Below are 10,691 nucleotides of genomic sequence, written 5' to 3' on the forward strand. Positions count from 1 at the left end.
ACCCGATGGTGACCCTGGTCGACACGATGGACGGAGCGGCCGACAAGGCCGCCGAGCTCGCGAACGCGTAAGGGACGAAGACATGTCTATCTACCTCAACAAGGACTCCAAGGTCATCGTTCAGGGCATCACCGGCGGTGAGGGCACCAAGCACACCGCCCTGATGCTCAAGTGCGGCACCCAGGTCGTCGGCGGCGTCAACGCCCGCAAGGCCGGTACGACGGTCGCGCACAAGGACGCCGACGGCAACGACGTCGAGCTCCCCGTGTTCGGCTCCGTGAAGGAGGCGATGGCCGAGACCGGCGCCGACGTGTCGGTCGCGTTCGTGCCGCCGACCTTCACCAAGGACGCCTGCATCGAGGCCATCGACGCCGGCATCGGCCTGCTCGTGGTCATCACCGAGGGCGTGCCCGTGCAGGACACCGCCGAGGTCTTCGCCTACCTGGACGGCAAGTCCACCCGGATGATCGGGCCCAACTGTCCGGGCATCATCACGCCGGGCGAGGCGCTGGCCGGCATCACGCCGGCCACGATCTCCGGCTCCGGCCCGGTCGGCCTGGTGTCGAAGTCGGGCACGCTGACCTACCAGATGATGTTCGAGCTGCGTGACTACGGCTTCTCGACCGCCATCGGCATCGGCGGCGACCCGATCGTCGGGACCACCCACATCGACGCCCTCGAGGCGTTCGAGAACGACCCGGACACCAAGGCGATCGTGATGATCGGCGAGATCGGCGGCGACGCCGAGGAGCGGGCGGCGGACTACATCAAGGACCACGTCACCAAGCCGGTCGTCGGCTACGTCGCGGGCTTCACCGCCCCCGAGGGCAAGACGATGGGCCACGCCGGCGCCATCGTCTCCGGCTCCTCGGGCACCGCGCAGGCCAAGCAGGAGGCCCTCGAGGCCGCCGGCGTGAAGGTTGGCAAGACGCCGTCCGCCACTGCCGAGCTCATGCGCGAGATCATGGCCGCGCTCTAGCAGCCACAGCACGTACGACGAAGGCCCGCGCTCTGTGCGCGGGCCTTCGTCGTGTCGCGAGTCGTGTCAGGCCCTGCGACGGGCCGCGGCCCTCTGCTCGTCGTCCGCGGGGGTGCGGGCAGCGGGCGCCTGGAGGAAGGCGGCCCGGATGCGGGCCTGCTCGCGGTCGCGGACCTCGCGCAGCTCGTCCGGGTCGACGCCGTGCGGCTTCGCGGCCCGCTCGATGAGCCCGCGGGCCGCCCGGTCGGTGCGCCCCGTGGTCCGGACCGGGCCCGACGGCCCGGTCTCGAACGGTCCCTCCGCGGTGGCCAGCGCGTGCCGCTTCGCCACCTCGTGGGCCGCGGCCAGGTCCTCCAGCATGGGTGAGGAGCCCAGCTGGGCGGCCAGCTTGGCGTCGTACGTCCTGCGCAGGTAGCGGCGCAGGGCCACCTGCGTGAAGCGCCAGTGCACGTGCTCTCCTCGAGAGTCGCCCCCGACTCGGTCATGATGCGTCAGCACAGGTGCCTACGTCGCGGCGAGGGCGTGCGTTCACCCGTACGGGTGCGCCGGGCGACTGCGTGGACGACGAGGCGGAGGTTGCACGGCGTTTCTGGCCGGGTTCGGGTGCTGCGGCTGCGACAGTCGAGGGGCCATGACCGACACCCTCGACCGGAACCTCGAGCGCCCCTCGCTGCGGGCCGGGCTGCCGCGGCCGAGCCGGCCTACGACGCCGCAGCGCCACCCGCTGACCGGCGGTCTGACCGCCGCGCTGTGGGCGGCCCTGGCGGGGCTCGTGGCACTGGCTGTGCCGGTGCTGGTGGCCTGGGCGGCGGACTCGCGGTCCGGCTCCGGGGCCGGTGACGCGGTGAGGGCTGCGGGGCAGCTCTGGCTGGTCGCGCACTCCACGACGCTGACGGTGAGCGGCGGTGCGCTCGGCCTGTCACCGCTGGGCCTGGCCGCGGTGCCGTTCCTGCTGCTCGCCCGCGCCGGCGCGCACGCCGCCCGCGAGTGCGACGTGCGGACCTGGCGCGAGCTCGGACTGCTCGCGGGGGCGGTCGCTGCGCCGTACTCCGTGGTGGCTGCCGTCGTGGCGAGCCTCGCCACGACCGATGCGGTGGCCCCTGCTCCCGTCCAGGCGCTGCTCGGGTCGCTCGTCGTCGCGGCCCTCGGGACCAGCGTCGGGGCGGTGCGGACCACCGGGCTGCGGCCGCAGGTGTCGGCCCGGGTGGTGGCGCTGGTGCGCGGCGCGACCAGTGCCGTGCTCGTGCTGCTCGCGGCCGGTGCGGTGCTCGGCGCGGTGTCGCTGCTGCTCCACCTCGACGACGCCGCGGACCTCGCCCGCGCATCCGCACCGGGTGCGGTGGGTGGCGTCGCGCTGCTGCTGCTCGGCCTCGCCCTCGTGCCCAACGCGGTCGTCTTCGGAGCGGCGTGGGTGGCCGGTCCGGGCTTCGCCGTCGGGATCGGGACCGTCGTCGCCCCGCTGTCGCACGAGCTCGGAGCCGTCCCCGCGCTGCCGCTGCTCGCGGCCCTGCCCTCCGGTCCCGCGCCCGTGCTGCTCGTGGTCGCGGTGCTCGCCGTGCCGGTCCTCGCCGGTGTCCTCGCCGGCCGCTGCATGTCCGCGCCGGGGCCGCTGCTCGCCGCGCGCGACGCGGCGCTGACCGGGCCCCTCGCCGGCGCGGCGATGGCGCTGCTGTGCCTGCTCGCCGGCGGGCCGCTCGGTGACGGCCGGCTCACCGAGGTCGGGCCGACGGCCTGGCTGGTCGGCCTGGTCATCGCGGCCGAGGTCGGCGTCGTGGCCGCCGCCACCGCCGCCCTCCGCCATCGCCGCTGACCCCGCCCTTACCCGGTCCCCACCCGGCGCGCGCCGGCCCCGGTCATGATCACCAGGCGATCTGCACGGCATCCGCCGGCGTGTCGCGTGCAGATCCCCTGATGATCACGCGGGGCGGGGCGGGGCCGGGCGGGGCGGGCGGGTCAGCCGCCGCTGACGCGCTCGCGCAGGGCGGCCTCGCAGCGGGAGACCTCCTGGTCGCTGTCCGCGTCCTGCACGCACGAGAGGTAGTCGCGAAACGCCGGGCTGGTCGCGACGTAGGCCGTGAAGGCGACCGTCGCGGCGAGCGCGATCCCCCCGAGCACGGCGCCGGCGGTGGAGCGGCCGTCGCGCCGACCGGCCCGCTGGGCGCGGCGCCGACGACGCAGGCCGAGGATGAGGGCCGGCAGGCCGAGCAGCAGCCCGCCGAGGAACGGGAAGAGCACGAGGCCGAGCCCACCGAGGGCGAGCGGCAGCGTGCTGACCTGGGGCGGCCCGTCGAGCGGCTGCGGTGCCGTGCCGCCGGTCGGGCCGGTGCCCCAGGTGCTGGGGCCGGGCTGGCGGGCCCAGGGCAGTGGTGCGGTCACGCCCCCCAGCGTGCCAGCAACCGCAGGCCGAACTCGACCGGCTCGGAGAAGTCGCTCTCGACGGTGGAGGCGAACGAGAACAGCAGGATGAATCCGACGATCATCAGGATGCCCAGCACGATGCTGACCGCGCCGCAGATGATGCCCGCGAGCGCCATGCCGTCGCCGGCCTCGCCGGTCTCGCGGATCTGCCTGCGGGCGATGATGCCCGTGACGAGCGCGACAGGCGTGATGGTGAAGATCAGCACCAGCGACACGATGGCCAAGGTGTTGGTCGGCCGCGCGCCACCGGGCGGGCCCCAGCCCGGCGGCTGCTGACCCCACCCGGGCGGGGGCTGGCCGTAGCCGGGCGGCGGGGCGCCGTAGGCCGGCTGCTTCTGGTCCCACCCCGACGGCTGCGCCGGCGGTGGCGTCGGCGCGCCACCGCCGGTTGGGGGAGTCCCCCAACCGGGCGGCGGAGCGTAGGGGTCCTGCGGCGTCGACACGGTCAGACCTTGACGACGACGGTCTTGAGGATCTTGTCGGCGAAGGTCTGCTTCTTGGCGTCCCAGAGCGGCCACAGGTAGCCGACGTAGCAGGGCAGTGCGTCGAGGATGTGCACGAAGGCCCGCCCGATCGACAGCCCGCCGCCGACGAAGGAGCCGTCGGCCTCGGTCCGCAGCGACAGGCCCACCGTCTTCTTGCCGATCGTCTGGCCCGTGACGCCCTGCTGGTAGAGGTTGTAGAAGAAGAAGACGAACGCCGCGAGGTTCGCGATGAGCCCCAGCGCGTCGCTCACGAGACCGAGCACGGCCGCGCCGATGAAGGGGGTCGCGTCGATCAGGGACGCCCCGACGCGGGAGCCCCAGCCGGCGAGCTCGGGGCCGCCGGGCTGGCCGAACGGCCCACCGGCGGGCACGCCACCGGGCGCGCCACCGGGGAACGGGTCGCCGTAGCCGGGCGGGGATGCGCCGTAGCCCGGGGTCGGCTCGGGCGCGAACGGGTCGGACGGTGTGGTCACGGTTCCTCCTCGTCGGGGAGCGGCTCCCCTTCGCGCGCATCCTCGCGCCTCGGGGACCGATCGTGCAGCAACCCGCTCAGACGACGTCGAGCCGGACCAGCTGCCAGACCTCCGACACGGAGAGGAGTACGACGACAAGGCCTGCGCGCAGCCGCGCCGGGAGGCGGTCGGCGCGCGGGCGCAGGACCGGCAGGGCGGCCACCGCGGCCGCGCCGGCAAGGGCCACCGGGGAGGCGGCGAGCGCCGCAGGGACGTCGAGGTGCGCGAGCGCCACGACCGCCGTGGTCGCCCCGCACAGCGGGCAGGGGAGACCGGTGACCGACCGCCACGGGCAGGCCGGGGTCGGGATCCCGGCGGCGTGGACCGCGGCGACCGCACCGGCGGCGGCCGCCATCGCGCCGAGGCGCAGGGCGGTCTCGCTCCACGGAGTCACGGGCACATGCTGCCTCGCCGGCGGCCGCCCGCGCGGGATCGGTAGTCTCGCCTTGCCGCGCTGACCCTCCGCGCCTTCCCCGGCACCGCCCACTCCATCGGGAGCCCGTCCTGCCTGCCCGCCTCGTGGTGCTCGCCTCCGGCGAGGGCGCGACCCTGCAGGCGCTGCTCGACGCGTGCGCCGACCCCGCCTACGGCGCGGAGGTCGTGGCCGTCGGCAGTGACCGCGACGACGCGCGCGCGCTCGCGCGCGCCCAGGCGGTGGGGACGGCGGTCTTCGTCGTACGCCTGAAGGACTTCACCGAGCGTGCCGACTGGGACGCGGCGCTGGCCGACGCGATCGCCGCGCACGCGCCGGACCTGGTGGTGTGCGCCGGCTTCATGAAGATCCTCGGCCCGGCAGTGCTGGAGCGCTTCACCCTGGTCAACACCCACCCGGCGCTGCTGCCCGCCTTCCCCGGCGCGCACGCGGTCGCCGACGCGCTGGCCCACGGGGTCAAGCTCGCCGGCGTCACGGTCCACCTCGTCGACGCCGGTGTCGACACCGGTCCGATCGTCGCGCAGGCCGCCGTCCCGGTGCTGCCCGGCGACGACGAGGCCGCCCTGCACTCCCGCATCAAGGACGTCGAGCAGCCGCTCTACGTCGACGCCGTGGGCCGCCTGGCCCGTGGCGGCTGGACCGTCGAAGGAAGGACCGTCGTCCTGTGAGCCAGATCCCCGTCACGCGCGCCCTCGTGAGCGTCTACGACAAGACCGGACTCGAGGAGCTCGGCGCCGCGCTCGCGGCCGCCGGCGTCGAGGTCGTGTCCACCGGCTCCACCGCCGCGCGCCTGCGCGACGCGGGCGTCACGGTCACGGCCGTCGACGAGCTGACCGGGTTCCCGGAGTGCCTCGACGGCCGGGTCAAGACGCTCCACCCGAAGGTGCACGCCGGGATCCTCGCCGACCGCCGCCTCGACGACCACGTGAAGCAGCTCGCCGAGCTCGGCGTGGAGCCCTTCGACCTCGTCATCGTCAACCTCTACCCCTTCGCCGACACGGTCGCGTCGGGTGCCGCTCCGGACGAGTGCGTCGAGCAGATCGACATCGGCGGCCCGACGATGGTTCGAGCGGCCGCGAAGAACCACCCGTCGGTGGCGGTCGTGGTCTCCCCGGACAGCTACGCCGAGGTCGCCGAGGCCGTGCGCTCCGGTGGCTTCACCTTCGAGCAGCGCCGCCGGCTCGCGGCGCTCGCCTTCCAGCACACCGCGTCGTACGACGTCGCCGTGGCCTCGTGGTTCGCCAGCTCCTACGACGCGAGCGGCGCGTCCGAGGGCTTCCCGGACTTCCTCGGCGCGACGTGGGCGCGGGCCGACGTCCTGCGCTACGGCGAGAACCCCCACCAGCGGGCGGCGCTCTACACCGGGCAGGAGCAGGGCCTCGCGCAGGCCGAGCAGCTGCACGGCAAGCCGATGTCCTACAACAACTTCCTCGACACCGACGCCGCCCGCCGGGCCGCCTTCGACCAGGGCGACCAGCCGACGGTGGCGATCATCAAGCACGCCAACCCGTGCGGCATCGCCGTCGGCAGCGACGTCGCCGACGCGCACCGCAAGGCCCACGCCTGCGACCCGGTGAGCGCGTTCGGCGGCGTGATCGCGACCAACGTGCCGGTCTCGCTCGCGATGGCCGAGCAGGTCGCGGAGGTGTTCACCGAGGTCGTGGTGGCCCCCGGCTACGAGGACGGTGCCGTCGAGGTGCTGTCGAAGAAGCCGTCGATCCGGCTGCTGGTCTGCCCGCCGCCCGCGGACCGCGGTGGCATCGAGCTGCGGCCGATCAGCGGCGGGGTGCTGCTGCAGTCCCGCGACGCCGTCGACGCCGACGGTGACGACCCCGCGCAGTGGGAGCAGAAGACCGGCGCGCCGGTCGACGCCGAGACCCTCGCCGACCTCGCCTTCGCGTGGCGGGCGGTGCGGGCCGTGAAGTCCAACGCGATCCTGCTCGCCAGCGGTGGCGCGACCGTCGGGGTCGGCATGGGCCAGGTCAACCGGGTCGACGCGGCGCGGCTCGCGGTCGCCCGCGCGGCCGAGCGGGCCGCCGGCTCGGTGGCGGCGTCGGACGCGTTCTTCCCCTTCGCCGACGGGCTGCAGGTCCTGCTCGACGCGGGCGTGCGCGCCGTCGTCGAGCCGGGCGGATCGGTGCGCGATGAGGAGGTCATCGCTGCGGCGGAGGCTGCCGGGATCGCCCTCTACTTCACCGGCACCCGCCACTTCGCCCACTGACGGGGTGGGCCCGGCGGGGCGGGGTCAGTCGCTGGTGAGGGCGAGGTAGACGAGGCCGGCGGCGAAGACGGCCCCGATGGTCGTCGCGCCGGAGACGTTCTGCCTGCGCCGAGCCTCGTCGTCGGCGTACCAGCTCGCGGCCTTCGGGTCGGGCTCCCCATCGAGCGTCAGGCCCTGCTGCTTGAGCGCGCGCGCGACGAGCGGGTTGCGCAGGAACGTGTAGAGCACCACCAGCGCGAAGGCGGGGAAGGCGAGGCGGGTCGGTGAGGAGCCGGTCGCGACGAACACGAGCGTCATCGCCCCGACGAAGACCGGCAGCAGCAGCCGCAGCTGGCGCATGACCCAGCGCTTGCTCTTGAGGTCGGCGTAGACCCACTCGCGGTGGTCCGGGCCGAGCCGCCAACCGACCAGGCGGTAGAGCAGCCTCTGGGACAGCGGCGGCGTGATCACGGGCACCAGCCTAGTGAGGGCTAGTCTCCCGGCCTGTGACCGCACGCCTGCTGCCCGGAGCCCCCGTCGCCGACGCCGTCTTCGCCGACCTCGTCCCCCGCATCGCGCGGCTGAAGCAGGCTGGGCACGCCCCCGGCCTCGGGACGGTGCTCGTCGGCGACGACAGCGCGAGCGCCGGCTACGTCGGGATGAAGATGGCCAAGGCCACCGAGCTCGGCTTCACGAGCCCCCACGAGCGCCTGGGCAGCGACGCGACGACGGCCGACGTCGTTGCCGCGATCCGCCGGCTCAACGACGACGACTCGTGCGACGCGATGCTCGTGCAGCACCCCACGCCCAAGCAGGTCGACTTCGAGGCCGCCCTGCTCGAGATGGACCCCGACAAGGACGTCGACGGCCTGCACCCTGTCAACATGGGCCGTCTGGCGCTGTCGATGCCCGGCCCGGTGCCGTGCACGCCCGCAGGCATCGAGGCGCTGCTCGCGCACTACGAGATCCCGGTCGCCGGGCGCGAGGTCTGCATCCTCGGAAGGGGTACGACGCTGGGCCGTCCGCTGGCGCTGCTGCTGAGCCAGAAGCGCGACACCGCCAACGCCGCGGTCACGGTCGTCCACACCGGCGTGCCGAACTGGGCCGACTACACCCGTCGGGCCGAGGTCGTCATCGCCGCGGTCGGCGTCCCCTACATCCTGCAGCCCGAGCACATCACGCCGGGCGCGACGGTCGTCGGCGGCGGCGTCCGCTACGAGGGCAAGAAGCTATTGCCCGACGTCGACGAGGCCTGTAACGACGTCGCCGGCGCGATCACGCCGCGGGTCGGCGGGGTCGGCCCGACGACGGTCGCGATGTTGTTCAAGAACTGCGTCGAGGCAGCGGAGCGCCGCGCCGGCCTGGTCTGAGAAAGGTCAGCCAGCTCTGCGGACGTCGGCGTCGTCCTCGTTGGGCAGGGGGCGTACGACGCCCGCGCTGATGACCTCGTTGGCCAGCCGCGCGCGGCGGTTGACGCCCTCGGCGATGCGGAACTTCTGGTAGAGCCGGAGCAGGTGCTGCTTGACCGCGGCCTCGGTGACGACCAGCTCGTCGGCGATGTCCTTGGCCGTCGAGGGCGCCACGAAGGCGTCCTGCTGAAGGGCCGGACGGCACAGGGCGGTGAGGACCTCGACCTCGCGGCGGGTGAGGTCGGGAGCGGAGATGCGGCGCAGCTCGACGGTGTCATCGGACTCGCGGACGGCGGGCAGGCCACCGACGCGGCTGCGGGCCATGCCGAAGCTCAGCACGTCGCCCTCCTGCAGGACCCGGCGTCCGACGGGGCGGCCGTTGACGCGGGTGCCGTTGGAGGACAGCCCCAGGTCGGAGACGTAGACGTGGATGCCGCGCCGCACGATCTCGCAGTGCAGGCGGGACACGCTCGGGTCGTCGATCGCGATGTCGACCCCGTCGCCGCGGCCGACTGTGGTCACCCCCTCCTTGAGGGGGTGCGTGTCGCCGGTCTCCTCCAGCCGGAGGTGAGGCGTGTCCACGAGGCGGTCCTTCCTGGTCGTCCGGCCGCTGGGGTCAGGCGGGCGGTGCACGGAGGTGAGGTCCGGCTGACCTCGATGAACCCGTACCCCACCGACCCGTCCTCACACGCCCGGCGCTCTTCGTCACACCTGCTCGGGCCTAGAGTCGGCGGTGTGACGGCTGCTGCTCCGGACGGCCCGGTCGACCTCCATCCCGAGCTCGACCCCACGCACCTGGCCGTCAGCAGGTGGCCGGCGGGGTGGCTCCCGCCGCACCGGCCGGAGGGCTTCAGCGCCGTCGTGGTGGCAGAGGACGAGGTGACGCTGGTCTGTGCCGAGGCGGCGCTGGAGGCGTACGACGGGGAGGTCCCCCTCACCGTCGAGCTGGGGTGGCGGCGGGTGACCTTCCCGGGTCCTCTTCCGTGGGAGCTCGTCGGCTTCCTGGCAGATGTCGCGACCCGGCTCGCGGGCGCGCAGATCCCCTTCACCTCGCTGGCGGGCTTCACGACCGACCACGTGCTGGTGCGCGCAGCGCAGGCCGACCTCGCCGTGGACGTCCTGCGCGGTGCGGCCCCGCCCGCCGCCCGGCCTGGGACGACGAACCCGTGATCACCCTCGTCCCCGCCCTCAGCGTGCTCGCCGTCGTCGCCGCCGGTCTCGTCGCGGTCAGCCTCTCGGCGTGGCAGACCGGCGTGCTCGTGATCGGCCTGGGGCTGCTGCTCGGCGGCGGGCTGCGCCTGTCCCTGCCCGCTCGGTCGGCGGGGCTGCTCGTCGTGCGCAGCCGACCGGTCGACGCCGCCGTGCTGCTGGTGCTCGGCTTCGCACTGGTGCTGCTCGCCAGCACGGTGCCCACCACCGCCTGACCCGGACTCCTGCCGGCGGCCGGACCTCCCCGACCGGGGGCACCCGCGGCCCTACCCTGCGCTCGTGGCGGGGGCGCGATGACACGGGTGCTCGGGGACCGCTACGACGTGGGCGAGCCCCTGCGACGCACCGGCTTCGGGCAGGTCCGGGTCGGCACCCGCCGCGCCGACGACGCGCCGGTCGCCGTGGAGCTGCTCGACGAGGCGCTCGCGACGGACCCTGCGGTACGCACCCGCTGCGACACCGGGGAGGCGGTCCTCTGCGCGGTGTCCGGCCGCCACCTCGTGCGGGTGCAGGCCCTCGTCGTGGAGGCGGACGGCATCGGGGTGGTGCGCGACCGCGTCGGGGGCAGCGACCTCTGCGCGCTGCGGGCCGAGGCAGGCGGCACCCTCGCGCCCCGGGAGGCCGTGTCGCTGGTGGTCGACGTCCTCGACGCGCTCTCGGACCTGCACGCCGCGGGACTGGTCCACGGCGCGCTGCGGGAGCGCGACGTGCTCGTCGACCTTGACGTCCCGCTGCGGCCGGTGACCCGGCTGACGGGCTACGGGACCGCAGCCCTCGTGCGCGGCCGCGCGGTGCCGACCGAGGACGTCCTGGCCGCAGGTCGGCTGCTGTGCGTGCTGCTGTCGGGTGTGGAGACGCTGCCCGACGGGCTCCCGCGCCCGCTGCAGCAGGCGATCGAGCCGCTGCTCCTCGACGACCCCTGCGGGCGTCCGACCGCGGCCCAGGCGCGCGACGCGCTCGCGGACCTCCCGGGGCTGCGGGGCCTCGCGCCGCTGCCGCCCGCCGACGCGCCGACGGGCCTCGCGGCGCTGCTCGCTGCCGAGGGC

The 10,691-nt window shown here is 74.6% G+C and carries 15 protein-coding genes; 8 read left to right on the top strand and 7 right to left on the bottom strand.

The features are described from left to right. Positions 1 to 82: 82 nt before the first annotated feature. A complete protein-coding gene (sucD, locus tag Q8R60_15860; GenBank protein ID MDP3713952.1) occupies positions 83 to 979 on the top strand; it encodes a succinate--CoA ligase subunit alpha in 897 nt (298 codons plus the stop codon). 66 nt (positions 980 to 1,045) lie between these two features. Here the strand turns inward: sucD and Q8R60_15865 are convergent, their stop codons facing one another. Further along, positions 1,046 to 1,429, bottom strand: coding sequence for a hypothetical protein (locus Q8R60_15865; GenBank protein ID MDP3713953.1), 384 nt, complete (start codon positions 1,427 to 1,429; stop codon positions 1,046 to 1,048). Positions 1,430 to 1,610: 181 nt separating this feature from the next. Here Q8R60_15865 and Q8R60_15870 point away from each other — a divergent pair, with 181 nt between their 5' ends. Further along, positions 1,611 to 2,789 (top strand): DUF6350 family protein, encoded by a 1,179-nt coding sequence (locus tag Q8R60_15870; GenBank protein MDP3713954.1) that lies wholly within the window; start codon positions 1,611 to 1,613, stop codon positions 2,787 to 2,789. A 143-nt stretch (positions 2,790 to 2,932) separates the two neighbouring features. On the opposite strand, the gene Q8R60_15875 is transcribed toward Q8R60_15870, so the two are convergent. From Q8R60_15875 to Q8R60_15890, 4 genes are all read right to left on the bottom strand, one after another. Continuing rightward, positions 2,933 to 3,355: a hypothetical protein gene (locus Q8R60_15875; GenBank protein MDP3713955.1), complete on the bottom strand. Its 423-nt coding sequence runs from the start codon at positions 3,353 to 3,355 to the stop codon at positions 2,933 to 2,935. Further along, complete coding sequence (locus Q8R60_15880) at positions 3,352 to 3,612, bottom strand: DUF4190 domain-containing protein (GenBank protein ID MDP3713956.1); 261 nt, start codon at positions 3,610 to 3,612, stop codon at positions 3,352 to 3,354. Before Q8R60_15880 ends, Q8R60_15875 begins: the two co-directional genes overlap by 4 nt. 230 nt (positions 3,613 to 3,842) lie before the next feature. Next, positions 3,843 to 4,355 carry an RDD family protein gene (locus tag Q8R60_15885; protein ID MDP3713957.1) on the bottom strand — a complete coding sequence of 171 codons (513 nt, stop codon included), beginning with the start codon at positions 4,353 to 4,355 and terminating at the stop codon, positions 3,843 to 3,845. A gap of 76 nt (positions 4,356 to 4,431) precedes the next feature. Then, positions 4,432 to 4,788, bottom strand: a complete 357-nt coding sequence (locus tag Q8R60_15890) for a DUF2752 domain-containing protein (GenBank protein ID MDP3713958.1) — start codon at positions 4,786 to 4,788, stop codon at positions 4,432 to 4,434. Between the two features lie 110 nt (positions 4,789 to 4,898). Between Q8R60_15890 and purN the strand changes: the two genes are divergently transcribed. Both purN and purH read left to right on the top strand, forming a co-directional pair. Further along, positions 4,899 to 5,495: a phosphoribosylglycinamide formyltransferase gene (gene purN / locus Q8R60_15895; GenBank protein ID MDP3713959.1), complete on the top strand. Its 597-nt coding sequence runs from the start codon at positions 4,899 to 4,901 to the stop codon at positions 5,493 to 5,495. Continuing rightward, a complete protein-coding gene (purH, locus tag Q8R60_15900) occupies positions 5,492 to 7,048 on the top strand; it encodes a bifunctional phosphoribosylaminoimidazolecarboxamide formyltransferase/IMP cyclohydrolase (GenBank protein ID MDP3713960.1) in 1,557 nt (518 codons plus the stop codon). The genes purN and purH overlap by 4 nt, the downstream gene beginning before the upstream one ends. A gap of 24 nt (positions 7,049 to 7,072) precedes the next feature. Here purH and Q8R60_15905 read toward each other — a convergent pair whose 3' ends face one another. Continuing rightward, positions 7,073 to 7,498, bottom strand: a complete 426-nt coding sequence (locus Q8R60_15905; GenBank protein ID MDP3713961.1) for a hypothetical protein — start codon at positions 7,496 to 7,498, stop codon at positions 7,073 to 7,075. Between the two features lie 35 nt (positions 7,499 to 7,533). Here Q8R60_15905 and Q8R60_15910 point away from each other — a divergent pair, with 35 nt between their 5' ends. Continuing rightward, a complete protein-coding gene (locus tag Q8R60_15910) occupies positions 7,534 to 8,397 on the top strand; it encodes a tetrahydrofolate dehydrogenase/cyclohydrolase catalytic domain-containing protein (GenBank protein ID MDP3713962.1) in 864 nt (287 codons plus the stop codon). Between the two features lie 6 nt (positions 8,398 to 8,403). Here the strand turns inward: Q8R60_15910 and Q8R60_15915 are convergent, their stop codons facing one another. Beyond that, positions 8,404 to 9,018, bottom strand: a complete 615-nt coding sequence (locus Q8R60_15915) for an FHA domain-containing protein (protein ID MDP3713963.1) — start codon at positions 9,016 to 9,018, stop codon at positions 8,404 to 8,406. A gap of 153 nt (positions 9,019 to 9,171) precedes the next feature. Between Q8R60_15915 and Q8R60_15920 the strand changes: the two genes are divergently transcribed. The 3 genes from Q8R60_15920 to Q8R60_15930 form a co-directional block, all read left to right on the top strand. After that, positions 9,172 to 9,606 (top strand): ACT domain-containing protein, encoded by a 435-nt coding sequence (locus Q8R60_15920; GenBank protein MDP3713964.1) that lies wholly within the window; start codon positions 9,172 to 9,174, stop codon positions 9,604 to 9,606. Then, entirely contained in the window at positions 9,603 to 9,860 is a 258-nt protein-coding gene (locus tag Q8R60_15925) for a DUF3017 domain-containing protein (GenBank protein MDP3713965.1), read from the top strand. Before Q8R60_15920 ends, Q8R60_15925 begins: the two co-directional genes overlap by 4 nt. 78 nt (positions 9,861 to 9,938) lie before the next feature. Then, positions 9,939 to 10,691 (top strand): protein kinase (locus tag Q8R60_15930; protein ID MDP3713966.1); only part of this gene is annotated, 753 nt, incomplete at its 3' end.

The organism is Mycobacteriales bacterium, from assembly GCA_030697205.1.
GTDB lineage: Bacteria > Actinomycetota > Actinomycetes > Mycobacteriales > SCTD01 > JAUYQP01.

Bases quoted from the DNA above. Each gene is read 5' to 3' on its own strand.
- sucD (MDP3713952.1), top strand. From the start codon at position 83: ATGTCTATCTACCTCAACAAGGACTCCAAGGTCATCGTTCAGGGCATC.
- Q8R60_15870 (MDP3713954.1), top strand. From the start codon at position 1,611: ATGACCGACACCCTCGACCGGAACCTCGAGCGCCCCTCGCTGCGGGCC.